Origin of the sequence: Labedaea rhizosphaerae (genome assembly GCF_004362825.1) — a bacterium.
GTDB lineage: Bacteria > Actinomycetota > Actinomycetes > Mycobacteriales > Pseudonocardiaceae > Labedaea > Labedaea rhizosphaerae.
The window spans coordinates 308499-323656 of sequence record NZ_SNXZ01000005.1; the positions used below are offsets into that span (position 1 = coordinate 308499).

Genomic DNA, 15158 nt, shown 5'->3' on the forward strand with positions numbered 1-15158 from the left:
CAGTCCGGGCACGGCCGAGACGGTGGACCAACCGGTGCAACCGCCGCCCGCCAACGTGCCCAAGGTGCGCGGGTTCCGGCCCGACCTGCGGCTCTCGATCCTCTTCGGCGTGCTCGTGGTGTTGTGCGTCATCGGGTACGTCACCGGGCCCGACACGTTCCTGTCCGAGAGCAACATCTCCACGATGCTTCGCCTCGCGGCGGCGATCGGCGTGGTCAGCGTCGGGATGACGTTCGTGATCATCTCCGGCGGCATCGACCTTTCGGTCGGCTCGATGGTGGCGCTGGCGTCGGTGTGGATGACGACGCTCGCCACGCAGTCCTACGGCCCGTTCGTCATGGTGGTCTGCGCGCTCGCCGTCGGGCTGGGCGCCGGGTTGATCAACGGCCTGCTGATCGCGTACGGCAAGCTCGTGCCGTTCATCGCGACGCTCGCGATGTACGCCTCGGCCCGCGGTCTGGCCGAACGCCTCTCCGGCCGGCGCACCCAGGTGGTCAACCAGCAGGGCTACCTGGACTTCTTCCGCGGTGCCTTCCTGGGCATCCCGGTGCTGATCTGGATGCTCGCGGTGGTCTACGTGGTCGGCTGGGTGGTGCTCAACCGCACCACGTTCGGCCGGCGCACGTTCGCGGTCGGCGGCAACGCCGAGGCCGCTCGCCTCGCGGGCATCAACGTCAAGCGGCACACCGCGATGGTCTATGCGGTGGCCGGATTGTGTTGCGGCATCGCGGCTTTGATGGTCGTCGCCCGCACCACGTCGGGAGCCTCCACCAACGGCCTCTACTACGAACTCGACGCCATCGCCGCAGTCGTCATCGGCGGCACGCTGCTCACCGGCGGGCGCGGCACGCTCATCGGCACCCTGATCGGCGTGCTGATCTTCACCGTGGTGAACAGCATCTTCACCCAGAACAACCTCGAGACCGACGTCCAGAACATCGCCAAGGGCGTGATCATCGTCGCCGCCGTGCTGCTGCAGTACGGCACCAATCGAACTCGGAAAACCTAGGCCCCGACACCTACACCGGAGTAGCCATGTCGATCGATCCCTCCCGTCGCAAGTTCCTGCTCGGTGCCTCCGCCCTCGGTATGTCACTGGGTGCGGGTGCGCTGGTGGCCGGCTGCACGTCCAACACCCCGGCCGCGGCCGGGCCGCAGCAGGTCGCGGGTGGTTCGGGCGCCAACGCCCAGCCCGGCAAACCCGTCACCATCGGCTTCTCGGCGCCCGCCGCCGACCACGGCTGGATGGCGGCCATGACCAAGAACGCCAAGGCGCAGGCCGCGGCGTTCAAGGAGGTGACCCTGGACGCCACCGAGGGCACCAACGACGTCAACCAGCAGATCGCCCAGGTCGAGACGCTGATCAACAAGAAGGTCGGCGTGCTGGTCATCCTGCCCTTCGACGGCAAGGCACTCACCGCCGCCGGCCAGCAGGCCATGGACGCGGGCATCCCGGTGATCAACCTGGACCGCGTGTTCGACACCCCGCTCGCCTACCGCACGTGGATCGGCGGCGACAACTACCGGATGGGCGTCAACGCCGGTGACTACATCGCCAAGCAGATGAAGGCGAAGAACGTCAGCAACCCGATCATCGGCGAGGTGGCGGGCATCGACTCCCTGCCGTTGACCCAGGAACGCAGCAAGGGCTTCAAGGATGCCTTGGCCCGCAACGGGTTCAAGGTCGGCCCGCGGGTGTCGGCCGAGTTCACTGCCGAGTCCGGCGAGCGGCAGACGGCGAACCTGCTGCAGGGTGCGTCCAAACTGGACGCCTTGTGGAACCACGACGACGACCAAGGAATCGGCGTCATGGCCGCGATCGATTCGGCCAGCCGCAAGGAATTCGTGATGGTCGGCGGCGCCGGCTCGCGGGACATGATGAACCGCATCAAGGCCGACAACACGGTGATCAAGGCGACCGTGCTCTACAGCCCGTCGATGGCGTCCACCGCGATCGCCGTGGCCCGCCTGCTGGGCCAGGGCAAGGGCGTCGGCGACTTCGCCGAGCACGAGGTGCCTGCGTCGATCACCACCTACTCGGCCGTGGTGACCAAGGACAACGTCGACTCCTACCTCGACGTCGGCTTCGACTCCTGACCCCTTTCGGCTGATCGACTGGAGACACTTATGACCGAGGGTTCCATCGGGGTCGGGATGATCGGCCACGCGTTCATGGGTGCGGTGCACTCGCACGCGTGGCGGACCGCGCACCGGTTCTTCGACCTGCCGCTGGTCCCCCAGCTCGCCGTGCTCGGTGGCCGCGACCCGGAGCGGACGTCGGCGGCAGCGGACAAGTACGGCTTCGCCGCGTCCAGCACCGACTGGCGGGCGGTCGTCGAGTCGGATGACGTGCAACTGGTGGACGTGTGCACGCCCGGCGACACGCACGCCGAGATCGCGTTGGCCGCCCTGGCTGCCGGCAAGCACGTGTTGTGCGAGAAACCACTGGCCAACACGGTCGCCGAGGCGGAGGCGATGGCGGCCGCGGCCACCGAGGCCGCGGCGCGCGGGGTGCGGTCGATGGTGGCGTTCAACTACCGCCGGGTGCCCGCGCTCGCCTACGCCCGCAAGCTCATCGCCGAGGGGCGCCTCGGCGAGATCCGGCACGTCCGGGCGGTCTACCTGCAGGACTGGCTCTCCGACGCCGAAGCGCCGATGGCGTGGCGGTTGCGCAAGGAGCAGGCCGGGTCGGGTGCGCTGGGTGATCTCGGGGCGCACATCGTGGACGCCACCCAGTTCCTGACCGGGGATCTGCTCACCGGGGTCTGCGCGACCACGACCACGTTCGTGCCGCAGCGGCCGTCGGGGTCGGGCATGGAGGACGTGACGGTCGACGACGCGGCGCTGTTCCTCGGCCGGTTCGCCTCCGGCGCGGTGGCCAGCTACGAGGCGACGCGGTATGCGCTGGGCCGCAAGAACGCCATGCGGGTCGAGGTGAACGGGTCGAAGGGCAGCCTGGCGTTCGACTTCGAATCGATGAACGAACTGTCGTTCTACGACGGTTCCGACGGGGATTCCGCGGGCTTCCGGCGGATCCTGGTGACCGAGCCTTCGCACCCGTACGTGGGGGCCTGGTGGCCGCCGGGGCACCTGCTCGGCTACGAGCACACGTTCACCCACGAGGTGGTCGACTTCGTGCGTGCGGTGGCTTCGGGGGTGGACCCGGCACCGTCCTTCGTGGACGGGTTGCAGGTGCAGCGGGTGCTGGACGCGGTGCAACGCAGTGCCGCGAAGGGTTCGGTGTGGACGGAGATCCCGATCGAGGAAGGGGCAGGCCGATGAGCAGGCCGGTCACGTTGTTCACCGGGCAGTGGGCGGACATGCCGTTCGAAGAGGTGTGCAAGCTCGCTGCGCAATGGGGCTACGACGGGTTGGAGGTCGCCTGCTCCGGTGACCACTTCGACGTCCACCGCGCGGTGACCGAGTCCGACTACGTGCCGGACAAGCTCGCGCAGCTGGAGCGGCACGGGCTGAGGGTGTGGACGATCTCGAACCACCTGGTCGGCCAGGCCGTCTGCGACGACCCGATCGACGAGCGGCACCGCAACATCGTGCCCGCGCGCATCTGGGGTGACGGCTCGCCGGAGGGGGTTCGTCAGCGGGCGGCGGCGGAGATGGCCGACACCGCGCGGGCCGCGGCGCTGCTCGGGGTGTCCACTGTGGTCGGGTTCACCGGGTCGAAGATCTGGAAGTACGTGGCGATGTTCCCGCCGGTGTCCCAGGAGGTCATCGACGACGGGTACGCCGATTTCGCCGAGCGGTGGAACCCGATCCTCGATGTGTTCGACGCCGAGGGGGTGCGGTTCGCCCACGAGGTGCACCCGTCCGAGATCGCGTACGACTACTGGACGACGCGTCGTGCGCTGGACGCCGTGGGCAACCGCCCGGCGTTCGGCCTGAACTGGGATCCGTCGCACTTCATCTGGCAGGACCTGGATCCGGTCGGGTTCATCCTGGACTTCGCCGACCGGATCTACCACGTGGACTGCAAGGACACACGCAAGCGGTTCGACGGGCGCAACGGGCGCCTCGGCTCGCACCTGGCGTGGTCGGATCCCCGGCGTGGCTGGGACTTCGTGTCCACCGGGCACGGCGACGTGCCGTGGGAGGACTGCTTCCGGGCCTTGAACTCCATCGGCTACGACGGACCGATCTCAGTGGAGTGGGAGGACGCCGGGATGGACCGGCTGCGTGGCGCCGAGGAGGCGGTGGGCGTGATCCGCCGAATGCTGTTCGACAAGCCCGCGGCCGCCTTCGACGCGGCGTTCTCGACCAAGGACTGACTTGGGGGTGGGTTCGGTTCGGCACGAGCGACCGCCGACCTCTCGTGCCGGACCGAGCTCCTACCAAGCCTCCGGGGTGTCCCTCGTTCGGCCCAAGCAGGATCTACTGTGGGAGGTTCCTGATCGGGTCTTCTGTGGCTCCGACTGACTGATACCGCTGCTCCATCGGAGCGGTGTGCAGTCGTATTCGAACTGCCTCTTGGCCATTGCTGGCACAGTCGATCCCCGCAAGGGGGGATGGACGATGTCATGGCGAAGCCAGCCTCGGGACAAGAACGGGCGGTGGACCAAAGGGCTGTCGGCGGGTGCGCTCGCCCTGGTGGTGGGCGGCGGCGCCATCGCCGCCGAGGGCGGTCTCGGTGCAACGGTCTCCGGAGGAGGCGTGCCGAAGAGCGTGGTCGACCGAGCGGCAAAGGGCAAGGAGCCGGCGCGGAAAGGCAACCGTGACCTCACCTGGCGCCGGATGAACCTGAAGCGGCTCAAGCAGATCGTGAAGCATGGGTTGCCGTGCGCGGCCAATTCCTATGGAGAGGTGCACAAGTTCTTCCTGCGCACGCCTTGCCGGTCCCTCGACCGCTTCCTGGTCCGGCTGGACGATGGCAACGGCGGCGAAATGATCGTGTCGGTTTCGTGGGTACGCATGAGGTCCAGTCGCTCGGCCACCAAACTTCGTTCGCTCGCGGACACCTACGGCACGGGTAACGTGTCGCCGCTGCCCGGTGCGCTCGTCGGAGCCGGGCGCGTCAAGTGGACCGGTCGCTACTACCACTCCCGGCCATCGGGGTCGATGGTCGTGATCGCGGAGGTGGAGCCGGTGCACGGGGTTCCCGACCCCGACTTCATGAAGGAGGTCGCGGCGGTCGCCGCGGAGTTCCCTCGGCCGTGACCGCGGCTGCCGAGGCGCCGCCGTCGTGCGCGCTCCCGGCCGCTGGTGAACAGCACGGGTAACGCCTGTCAAAAACCGTCGACTCTTCCGAATGGACGCGATTCCCCTTGACCAGGGAAATTGTTGAAGAATTGAGCACCGGCCATTAGCGCCAGGCCCAGAGAAACCAGAGGGGCGGCCGGGTGGCCGCCCCTCTGCAGGTCCCAGGTCAGGCTCTGGTCAGCGGCCCTGCTCCTGGTCGCCGCCCTGGTTGCTCGCGAAGTCGCGAGCCTTGTCCGCCGCCTGGTCGATCTGCTCGTCGTGGCCGCCGAAGCGGTCCTTGGCGGCCTCGGACGCCTTGTCGATGCCTTCACCGACCTTGTCCGAGTGGTTGCCCATGGCTTCCTTGGCCTTGTCGAACATGCTCATTGGGAAATCCCTTTCACATTCGGTTCCGCATCGGACGAGGCTCACGCAAGCACCGGTCGCGGACCCCCGCAACCTCGACCGACGGTGAGGTAACCCCATTGAGCGATATTCGGCGCCGATTGTGCCGGAACGGCTGACGCGTGTTTGCGGCCCAGCGACGCGGGGTACCGCTCCGCGCCGCGGGATACTGGTCAGCGCTTCGGTTCGAACAACTCCACCGGGTTGCCCGACGGGTCGTCGAGCAGGATCTGCCGGCCCGCGACCCCGTCGACGATGTCGCCGCGGAAGGTCAGCCCGGCCTCACGCAGCTGCGTCACCGTCGTCTCGAGATCGGTCACGAGCAAGGAGAACCGGTTCCACCCGCCCGGCTCCGGCGTGCGCCCGTCGGACAGCGTCTGCCCGCCGCCGCCTTGGCTGCTGGGCTGGGACAACGCCAGCCGCAGCGGACCGCGGGCGAGGATCGCGAACGTGGGCGCTGGGTGCATCAGCACGCGGAAGCCCAGGTGAGCGATGTAGAACGCCAGGGCGGTATCGACGTCGTGCACGATGTAGCGCACGAGGACCGTGTCCACCGGTTCACCGACCATGGCGACACAGTAACCCCGTACGCGGCCGCTCAAACCTCTGCCGCGGTGTCCTCCATCGTGAGCAGCGCGCCGTGGCTCGTGCCGTCGGGGCCGCGCAACGCCGCGCACCGCAACCGGATGACCGCGTCGCGGCCGCGCCGGTTCACGGCGTTGATCATCACGGTGTTCTCGTAGGCGACGTCGGTGACCGCGGTGCGGATCATCGGCCGCAGGTCGGTGACCGGCAGCCCGATGTCGAGGTTGAACAGGTGGGTGCCCTCGGCTTCGTCCCGGCGCACGCCCCACAGGTCCTCGGCGCCGCGGTTCCACGTCTTGATCAGCAGGTCGCTGTCGACCACGATGATGCCCGCCCGGATCGAGAGCATGATCGACTCGAGGAACTCGTTGACCTCGTCCAGGTCGAGGCTGCGGTCGCGTAGGGTGTCGTTGATCGTCTGCAGCTCGTCGTTGGTGGACTGGAGTTCCTCGTTCATCGTCTCCAGTTCCTCGTTGGTGGACTGGAGCTCCTCGTTGGTGGTCTCCAGTTCCTCGACAGTGGACTGCAGCTCCTCGTTGGTGGTCTCCAGCTCCTCGTTGGTCGACTGCAACTCGTCGTACGCGGATTCCAGCTGGCGGTTGGTGCGCTCCAGTTCGGCGAGCAACTGGCGTGCGCCGCTGACGTCGTGGAACACCACCGAAACGCCCATCAGCGTGTCATCCTTGGCGATCAACGGGTTGACGTGCACCTCGTACCAGACGATCTCGCCGGCTCGCCGCCACTCCACGTCCTTGATCCGCAGCGACCGGCGCTCCAGCCGGGCCTGCTCCACCAGACCGCGCAGGGCCAGCGGCCGGTAGGACAGGTCCAGGTCGCGCAACGGCTTGCCGATGTCGCGCTCGGACAACCCGAAGGCCAGCTCGGCCTGGTCGTTGACGACGGCCAGCAGCTCGTCCTCGGTGACCACCAGCTGCGCCACCGGCCCGGCGGCGAAGGCGAGCTCCCGCAGCCTTTCGGTGATCGGGACCTCGAGACCGCGGTGCTGGCCCATGCCGTGGGTGAACGAGCTGTTGTAGCTCGCCCGCCCGTTGGACGCCTTGCGAAACACACGCCGCTTGAGGTCGATGGGCTCGAAGATGCGGTTCTGGCTCAACAACATCTCCGCCTTGCCGAGGAACAGCGTGCCCCGTGGCGCGAGCGCGAAGTGGAACCGCTCCAGGATCTTCGTCTGCGTCTCGGCGTTGAAGTACATCAGCGTGTTGCGGCACACGAGCAGGTCGATCCGGGAGATCGGTGCGTCCTGCACCAGGTCGTTGCGACCGAAGATCACCGAACGGCGCAGGTCCTTGCGGAAGCCGTACCGCCCGTTCTGCGCCTCGAAGTAGTACTCGAGCTTCTGCTCGTCGAGGCCCTCGAGCTCCGCGCTGGAGTAGGTCGCGTGCCGGGCCTGGCGCAGCGCGTCCTCGTCGACGTCCGTGGCGTAGATCTTGACCCGCTGGCGGTAGGTCTCCACGCCGAGCGCGTCGGCGAAGAGCATCGCCAGGCTGTAGGCCTCCTGCCCGGACGCGCAGCCCGCGCTCCAGATCCGCAGCGACTCGTCCGGCGACCGCTCCGCCAGCAACCGCGGCACCACTTCCGCACGCAGGTACTCCCAGGCCTCGGGGTCGCGGAAGAAGCCGGTGACGTTGATCAGGATCGTGTTGAACAAGGCGACGAACTCGTCGGGGTTCACCTGGAGCTGGTCGAGGTACTCCGCGTAGGCCTCGGTGCCCACCTGCGCCATGCGCCTGCGCACCCGGCGCATCAGGCTGCTGCGTTTGTACCCGGTGAAGTCGAAACCGCGTGCCTCCTTGAGGTACGCGAGCACCGACTCGAACTCACCATTGCCCTCGGCGACCTGCTCACTCACCGTGCAGACGCTACCCCGGCGGTTGCTTGCGCGGTCCCAGGCTCGACTCGGTGAGCACGGCCCACACGACCTTCCCGCCCGCCGGCGTCGGGGTGGACCCCCAGGTGGTGGCCAGCTCCGCGACGATGTGCAGACCAAGGCCGAGAGTGCGGGGTGCCTCGCGCAGGACCGGCGGCACCGGGCTGTCGTCGGTCACCGCGACGGTGAACATGCCGTGGCGGAACTCCAGGCGCAGGCGCGGGCCGGATGTGGTGTGCACCAACGCGTTCTCGACCAGCTCGCTCACGATCGCGGTGGCGACGTCCGTGAACGCCGGCAGGTTCCACTGCGCGCAGGTCTCGCCGACGAACTCACGGGCGTAGCGAGGGGCTTGCTTGGCCCACGGCAACCGGAGCCAAGCCCGCCGGCGCTGCGGCGTGCCGACCTCGGTGTCGAGCGCCGCCCGGTCGCCCACGACCCGGACGAACCGGTTGATCGCGATGCGGCCCAGCGTGTCGCGCAGGTCGGGCGCGGCGCAGACCAGCACGAGCGCGGTTCCCGGCCACTCCTCCAGGCGCCGTGCGACGACGCTGAACACGCTGAGCAGGTGCCGGCTCTCGACCCGCAGCGAGCTGATGTCGACGGCGAGCACATCCGGACCGTCGGTGCTGCACTTGAGCAGATCGTCGCGCAGCCGCCCGGCGGTGGCGTCGGACAACACCCCGTCGACGGTGACGTCCGTGCGCCGGCCGTGCGCTGACACCTCGATCTTCAGCACAACCTCGCCTTCGTCAGCTCGCGGATTCGGTGGTGTCCTCGATCGAGAGCAGGAACTGCCGGAGCACCTCGGCCGCCGACTCGCTCTCCCGCCGGATCTCCCCGAACCGTTCGCGCAACGCGTCCTGGCCCCGATCGAGCGCCTGGCTGACCATCTTGCGAGCCAGGGCTCCCTTCTCGTCGAGGGAGCGCAACGCGATCCACAACGCGCGCCGCAACTCGTCGTCCTGGGCGGTGAGCAGCGCATCCTGCGACCAAGCATGGCCGACGCGGCAACGATACGCCCCGCTGTCGGGCTCGACCTCGGCCAATGTTCCGTTGCAGTCCGGGCAGGAGAACTCCAGCGCGACGTCGTGGTTGCCCGTTCGGCGTCGCACGGGCCGCATCCCGTCCCGCGCGATCTTGTCCTCCAGGACCATCGACGGGCTGGGCTCGGCGGCGTCCTGGAGCTCGACCACCTGGCCCACCACCTTGACCAGGACGTCGGCGATCGCCGCGGCCGGGACCACGTGGTCCGCGGTCACCAGGCGCAACGCGCTCGCCGGCATCCCCGAGTACAGCGCGTCGTGCGGGTCCTGGACCACGGTGGTGCCCCCGCGGTCGGCGATGTCGCGCAGGCCGAGCGCGCCGTCGTCCAGTGCCCCGGAGAGCACGACGCCGACCGTCCTCGGACCGGCCGAGACCGCGGCGGAGCGGAACAGCGCGTTGACGGCGGGACGGTGCCCGTTCTCCGTCGGGCCCTTGCTCAGCACGAGCCGGTCGGGGTCGGCCAGCAGGTGGTGGTCCGGGCGGCCGACGTAGATCCGGCCCGGTTCCAGCGGCATGCCGTCACTGGCTGACACGGCGGGCAAGCGGCCGGCGCGGTCCAGGATCATCGACAGCGCCGACGTCCCACCGGCCCGCATGTGCATGACCACCAGCACGGCGGCGGGGAAGTCGGCGGGCAGCCCGGCCACCAGGGTGCGCAGTGGCTCGATCCCGCCCGCCGACGCGCCGATCACGACGAGGTCGCGTTGTGGTTCGCCGTTTCCCTTTGGATCGTGTCCTTGTGCCACCCGTCGCCACCTCCTGGCCGTCTGATCCATGGCTACCGCCCCGGGCGGCATTCCATGCATCACGCACCATCGTCCTCCCGCCGGGTCGGCGGCGGAACAGGCCGGTCAGCCGACTGGCAACGGACACGCTGAGCGGTAAAGTTGACAGGTGGTGGCAACTCCCCGGTTGCTCGTACCCGTGGGGGGAGGTCCGTGACGATGTCCGATGTCGACATCACCGCCGTGCCCACCAGGGACGCGCTGGTCCTGCGGCTGACCGGTGAGCTGGACGCGGTGACGAGCCCGTCCTGCCGTACAAGCTTGTCCGCGGTGGTGGCCGAGCTGCCGCCACCGTCACTGGTCGTGCTCGACCTGCGCGACGTCCCCTTCTGCGGTGCGGCCGGTGCTCGCGCGCTGGCCGAGTTCTCCGCCGACTGCTATGGCCGCGCGGTACGCGTCTGCCTGGTAGCGCAGCCGGACAGCGCGGTGGCCCGGATCATCGACCTCGTCGGCCTGCGTGACCGGGTGCCCGTGGTCGGCGACCCCGAACTCGCGACCAGGCGCTACGCCTGAGGGGCCACCGGCTCGATGTTGAGCACGCCCGACTGGAACGAGCGCACCTCGGCGAACGACTCGAACCCAGCGGCCAGCACGGCCTCGGCCAGACCGGGCACCGCGCGCACGGCGTCGACCCGCTCGGCGTCCACGTCGACCCGGGCGACGTCGCCGAGGTCGCGCACCCGCAGATCGACGGCGTCCACACCGGCGACCGCGAGCAGCCCGCGCACGGCGGCCTCGGCCCGGTCCACCCGCGCCAGCCGGTCCGCGCTGACCTCGACGCCGTAGCGGATCCGGCTGGCCAGGCACGGCATCGCCGGCTTGTCCCAAGTGGACAGTCCCCACCGGCGGCTCACGGCACGCACGTCGGCCTTGGTCATGCCGGTGTCCCGCAACGGCGCGTGCACCCCGCGCTCGTCGGCCGCGCGGATGCCGGGCCGGAACCGGGACGCGGCGTCATCGGCGTTGGTGCCGGTGGCGACCACTTGGAAGCCGCGCTCTCGCGCGAGGTCACCGATGACGTCCAGGACTTCGGACTTGCAGAAGTAGCAACGGTTTCGGCTGTTGGCGCGGTACCCCGGACGGTCGAGTTCGGCGGTGCGGGGCGTCTCGTGGCGCACGCCGAACTCGCGGGCGAACGCCGCCGCCCGCTCCAGTTCGGTGCTCGCCAGGCTCTCCGACACCGCGGTCACGGCGAGCACCTGGTCCGGGCCGAGCGCACGGGCCGCGGCGGCGAGCACCAACGCCGAGTCGACCCCGCCGGAGTACGCGACGGCCAGCGGACCGAGCTCGCGCAAGCGGTCGAGGAGGGGACGTTCGTCGACGGTCATTGGTCGCCTCCCAGCACGGCCCGGCGGGCGACCTCCCGCAACGGGAGCCCGAGGGTCCGGGCGGCCGCGGCCACGTCGTCGAACTCCGGTTTCGACCCGTGCGGTCCGCTCTTGAGCCGCACCTCGCACCCACCCACCAGCACGGACGACGTCCAGCGGGGCAACGCCGTGCGCGCCACCGGGTACGAGCGGATGCCCAGCGACCCGGTCTCGGCCAGCAGCAGTTCGCTCAGGGCCGCCGCGGTCTGCGGCGAGGCCAGCACCTGCACGACGTGTCCCGGGCGGCTCTTCTTCATCGTCACCGGCACCGCCCACGCATCGTGCGCGCCTTCCTCGAGCGCGCGGTCGAGCACGTGCCCGAGCGTCTCACCGGTCACGTCGTCCACTGTGGTCTCGAGCATCACCAGCGAACGGGTCTCCACCGTCGAGGAGCCGAGGCTGACGGCGACCACGTTCGGCCGGTCGGCCAGCGTGCGGGTGCCCGCACCGTACCCGGTGGTGCCGAGGTGCAGCAGGGGAACCGGGTCGTAGGAGGCGCCGATCGCCCGCAGCAACGCGGCCGCGGTCGGCGTGACGGTCTCACCGGTGAGCGTGGTGCCGGTGACCGCCGCGCCGTCGAGCAACGCGACCGTCGCCGGTGCCGGGCACGGGAGCACACCGTGACGGGTGGACACCGTGCCGGCGCCCAGCGGCAACGGCGCGCAGTACACCGAGGTCACGTCGAGGGCGTGCAAGGCGGCCGCCACCCCGACGATGTCGACGAGCGTGTCGTGCCCACCGAGCTCGTGCAGGTGCACCGAGTCCGGGTCGGTGCCGTGCAACCGCGCCTCGGTCTGCGCGATGGCGCGCAGCGCGGCCACGGCGAGGTCGGCCACCGGAGCCGGTTTCGCTTGTCCGGCAAGGGAAATCAGCTCGGCGGCGGACCGGCTCGTGGCCGTGTCCTCGACGGAGACGTGCACGCGTGTGGCCGTCAGCCCGTGGTCGACGACCCGGGTGGCCGTGAGGTCCCAGCCGGTCAGCCCGGTGGACGCGATCGCGCCCCAGACGACGGTCAGGGGCGCGCCCGCGTCGAGCAGCGCGGCCAGGAACATGTCACCGGCCAGGCCCGTCGCCGGGTTGAGCCAAGCGATCACGGCTTCCTCGCCGGCTCGATCTTCATCGCGAGGCGGTGCGCGGCCATCGCGGCCGCGAAGCCGGAGTCGATGTTGACCACGGTCAGGCCTGCGGCGCACGAGCTGAGCATCGCCAGCAAGGCGGTCACGCCCTCGAGCGCGGCGCCGTACCCGGTCGACGTGGGCACGGCGATCACGGGCGCGGCGACCAGGCCGCCGACCGCGCTGGCCAGCGCGCCTTCCATGCCGGCCACCACGATCACGCAGTCCGCGTCGGCGAGCACCGGCCGGACCCGCAGCAGGCGGTGCAGCCCGGCCACGCCGACGTCCTCGACCTTCGTCACGTCGAGCCCGATCGCCGTGGCGACGGCTGCCGCCTCGGCGGCGACCGGGCCGTCCGAGGTCCCCGCGGTCACCACGACCAGCCGCACCGCCCGCACGGGCGCGGGCCGCCAGCACAGCAGCCGGGCACGTTCGTCGTAGGTCCCGTCGGGCACGGCGTCGAGCACCGTGGCGGCGGTCGCCGGCTCGATGCGGGTGGCCAGCACGGGCCCGGTGTTCGCCGCGAGCAGGCCACGCACGATCCCGACGACCTGCTCAGCGGTCTTACCCGGCCCGTAGACCACCTCGGGCAGACCCTGACGGCGTTCGCGGGCCAGGTCGACGGTGGCGTAGCCGAGGTCGAGGGCGTCAGCCATGGGTCAGGTACGGGATGGTCTGCGGACCTTCGGGCAGCACGCAGATCGTGGCGTCCGGTCCGGCGGCGGCGATCGTGGCGGCGATGTCGTCGGTGTGGCCGAGGTGCGCGCTCGCCAGGTCGGCCGCCGACAGGTGGCCCGTGTGGACCACGACGTCGCACGCGGACTGGATCTTGGCCTGGATCTGCACCTGCCACTGGTCGGGAATCGTCTCCGGCCGCGCCTCGATCTCGGCCAGCAGCGCCTGCGGCGACGCGGCCGACGCCAGCACATCGCGGTAGGAGCCGTGGTCGGGGAACCCGTCGCGGCACTCGGCGACGCAGATGATCGTGCCGCCGGGTTTGACCACCTGGAAGGCCGCGGACATGCCCTTCACCGACTGGTAGAGGTTCTGGTCCAGCGGGAAGCCGGAGTTCGTGGTCACGACGATGTCGAACGGCGCGGGCACGGCGCGCATCGCGATGGTGCGGGCCCGGTCGGTCGCCAGCTTGTGCATGGCGGCGAGGTCGCCGCCGAACGCCTCGACGATGTCCTTGTCCCGGTTGAGGATCACGTCGAAGGCGAACGTCACGCCGGTGGCCTCGGCGATGGCGCGCACGTCGTCGTGCACGGGGTTGCCCTCGATCACGCCCCAGGTGGCGTTGGCGTGGCCGATGCGCTTGGCGTCGTGCAACACCAGCACGGTCTCCAGCGCGGCGAGCCCCGGGGCGACGAGCTTCGGACCGCCGGAGAACCCGGCGAAGAAGTGCGGCTCGACGAAGCCGGTGGTGATCCGGACGTCGGCGTCGGTCCACGCGCGGTTGAGCCAGACCGGCACGCCCCGGCCGTACTCCCCCAGCCACCGCAACGATTCCCGGTCGCGGGCGTCGTGGTTGACGATGCGCACCGAGTCGACCACCTCGTCGCCGAACATCGCGCGCAGCTCGGCGTCGGTGTTGCCGCGGTGGGTTCCGGTGGCGACCAGGATGGTCACGTCGTCGAGGTCGACCACACCGTCCAATTCGGACAGGATGGCGGGGATCATCAGGTGGCGTGGCTGCGGCCGGGTGCCATCGCACGCCGAGATGGCCACGGTTTGCCCGGGCCGCACACGATCGCGCAGCGGCGGGCCGGCCACCGGGTCGCGCAGCGCGGCGGTGAGCACCGCGGCCTGGTCCGCGGCCGCCGCGTTGTACGTGGGCTCGATCACCGTGGTGCGCCGGTCGTCGAAGTCGACCTCGAGGCCTGTTTCGCCGTAGGCGAGCCGAACGCGCATCACCACTCCAACCCGTAGACACGCTGTGCGGTACCGCCGCGCACCTGGTCGCGCTCGGCGGGGCTCAGGTCCGCGATCACCACGTCGGCCGCGGCGAGCACGTCGGCGTACGGCGCGGCGAGCAGGCACACCGGCCAGTCCGAGCCGGTCATCAGCCGGTCCGGCCCGAACGCCTCGATCGCCACCTCGACGTAGGGGCGCAGGTCCTCGACGGTCCAGTCCGGCGTGGCCTCGGTGACCAGCCCCGACAGTTTCGCGGAAACGTTGGGCAGCGCGGCGAGTGCACGCAGGTCGCTCGCCCACGGTCCCCGCGGACCGGACGCGATCGGTGGCTTCGACAGGTGGTCCAAGACGAAGGTCAACTGCGGGAGCGCCCGCACCACCTCGATCGCCGCCGGCAGTTGTGGCGGCAGCGTGAGCAGGTCGTAGACGAGCCCGGCGTCGGCGACCGCGGCCAGCCCGCGACGTACGTCGGGGCGGTCCAGCCAGCCGTCGGCCTCGCCCTGCACCAGGTGGCGGATGCCGACCAGGGCGTCGCCGCCGGGACCGGATCGCAGCTGCGCCAACACATCCGCGACGCCCGGGTCGGTCAGGTCGACCCAGCCGACCACCCCGGCCACCAACGGGCTCGACCCGGCCAGCGCCAGGAACTCCCTGGTCTCCCCGACCTCCGGCAGCACCTGCACCAGGACCGTGGCCTCGATGCCCGCCGCCGCGGCCAGCGGGGCGAGGTCGTCGAGGGAGAAGCTGCGGCGGATCGGCGCCATCTCCTGGCCGTCCAGCCAGGTGTGCGGCCTGCGCCCGAGATCCCAGACGTGGTGGTGCGCGTCGACCCGGCTCACAGCCGAACTCTAACCCTTTTTCG

16 protein-coding genes are annotated in these 15158 nt (G+C 70.2%); 6 read left to right on the plus strand and 10 right to left on the minus strand.

Annotated features, from left to right (window positions below):
• The first annotated feature begins 22 nt into the window (after positions 1 to 22).
• The 5 genes from EV186_RS28070 (at position 23) to EV186_RS28090 (ending at position 5169) form a co-directional block, all read left to right on the plus strand.
• Complete coding sequence (locus tag EV186_RS28070; RefSeq protein WP_133852621.1) at positions 23 to 1009, plus strand: ABC transporter permease; 987 nt, start codon at positions 23 to 25, stop codon at positions 1007 to 1009.
• 26 nt (positions 1010 to 1035) lie between these two features.
• A complete protein-coding gene (locus EV186_RS28075; protein WP_133852451.1) occupies positions 1036 to 2097 on the plus strand; it encodes a substrate-binding domain-containing protein in 1062 nt (353 codons plus the stop codon).
• A 30-nt stretch (positions 2098 to 2127) separates the two neighbouring features.
• Entirely contained in the window at positions 2128 to 3282 is a 1155-nt protein-coding gene (locus EV186_RS28080; protein ID WP_133852452.1) for a Gfo/Idh/MocA family protein, read from the plus strand.
• Complete coding sequence (locus EV186_RS28085) at positions 3279 to 4283, plus strand: sugar phosphate isomerase/epimerase family protein (RefSeq protein ID WP_133852453.1); 1005 nt, start codon at positions 3279 to 3281, stop codon at positions 4281 to 4283. The genes EV186_RS28080 and EV186_RS28085 overlap by 4 nt, the downstream gene beginning before the upstream one ends.
• 175 nt (positions 4284 to 4458) lie before the next feature.
• Positions 4459 to 5169, plus strand: a complete 711-nt coding sequence (locus tag EV186_RS28090) for a hypothetical protein (RefSeq protein ID WP_243754325.1) — start codon at positions 4459 to 4461, stop codon at positions 5167 to 5169.
• A 219-nt stretch (positions 5170 to 5388) separates the two neighbouring features.
• On the opposite strand, the gene EV186_RS28095 is transcribed toward EV186_RS28090, so the two are convergent.
• The 5 genes from EV186_RS28095 to EV186_RS28115 form a co-directional block, all read right to left on the minus strand.
• The gene (locus EV186_RS28095) at positions 5389 to 5577 is read right to left on the minus strand and encodes an antitoxin (RefSeq protein WP_133852454.1); all 189 of its coding nucleotides are present in this window, start codon (positions 5575 to 5577) and stop codon (positions 5389 to 5391) included.
• Between the two features lie 191 nt (positions 5578 to 5768).
• The gene (locus EV186_RS28100) at positions 5769 to 6164 is read right to left on the minus strand and encodes a VOC family protein (RefSeq protein WP_208115821.1); all 396 of its coding nucleotides are present in this window, start codon (positions 6162 to 6164) and stop codon (positions 5769 to 5771) included.
• Between the two features lie 29 nt (positions 6165 to 6193).
• The gene (locus EV186_RS28105; protein WP_133852455.1) at positions 6194 to 8050 is read right to left on the minus strand and encodes a CheR family methyltransferase; all 1857 of its coding nucleotides are present in this window, start codon (positions 8048 to 8050) and stop codon (positions 6194 to 6196) included.
• A gap of 10 nt (positions 8051 to 8060) precedes the next feature.
• Positions 8061 to 8807 (minus strand): ATP-binding protein, encoded by a 747-nt coding sequence (locus EV186_RS28110; RefSeq protein WP_133852456.1) that lies wholly within the window; start codon positions 8805 to 8807, stop codon positions 8061 to 8063.
• Positions 8808 to 8820: 13 nt separating this feature from the next.
• The gene (locus EV186_RS28115; protein ID WP_243754326.1) at positions 8821 to 9861 is read right to left on the minus strand and encodes a chemotaxis protein CheB; all 1041 of its coding nucleotides are present in this window, start codon (positions 9859 to 9861) and stop codon (positions 8821 to 8823) included.
• A gap of 198 nt (positions 9862 to 10059) precedes the next feature.
• Here EV186_RS28115 and EV186_RS28120 point away from each other — a divergent pair, with 198 nt between their 5' ends.
• Positions 10060 to 10413, plus strand: a complete 354-nt coding sequence (locus EV186_RS28120) for an anti-sigma factor antagonist (RefSeq protein WP_133852458.1) — start codon at positions 10060 to 10062, stop codon at positions 10411 to 10413.
• On the opposite strand, the gene larE is transcribed toward EV186_RS28120, so the two are convergent.
• The 5 genes from larE to EV186_RS28145 are packed head-to-tail and all read right to left on the minus strand — an operon-like array spanning position 10404 to position 15135.
• Complete coding sequence (gene larE, locus EV186_RS28125; protein WP_133852459.1) at positions 10404 to 11228, minus strand: ATP-dependent sacrificial sulfur transferase LarE; 825 nt, start codon at positions 11226 to 11228, stop codon at positions 10404 to 10406. The genes EV186_RS28120 and larE overlap by 10 nt on opposite strands.
• Entirely contained in the window at positions 11225 to 12361 is a 1137-nt protein-coding gene (larC, locus tag EV186_RS28130; protein ID WP_133852460.1) for a nickel pincer cofactor biosynthesis protein LarC, read from the minus strand. The genes larE and larC overlap by 4 nt, the downstream gene beginning before the upstream one ends.
• On the minus strand, positions 12358 to 13038 hold the full coding sequence (larB, locus tag EV186_RS28135) for a nickel pincer cofactor biosynthesis protein LarB (protein ID WP_133852461.1): 681 nt from the start codon (positions 13036 to 13038) through the stop codon (positions 12358 to 12360). Before larB ends, larC begins: the two co-directional genes overlap by 4 nt.
• On the minus strand, positions 13031 to 14293 hold the full coding sequence (larA, locus tag EV186_RS28140; protein WP_133852462.1) for a nickel-dependent lactate racemase: 1263 nt from the start codon (positions 14291 to 14293) through the stop codon (positions 13031 to 13033). Before larA ends, larB begins: the two co-directional genes overlap by 8 nt.
• Positions 14293 to 15135, minus strand: a complete 843-nt coding sequence (locus EV186_RS28145; RefSeq protein ID WP_133852463.1) for an amidohydrolase family protein — start codon at positions 15133 to 15135, stop codon at positions 14293 to 14295. The genes larA and EV186_RS28145 overlap by 1 nt, the downstream gene beginning before the upstream one ends.
• Positions 15136 to 15158 lie beyond the last annotated feature (23 nt).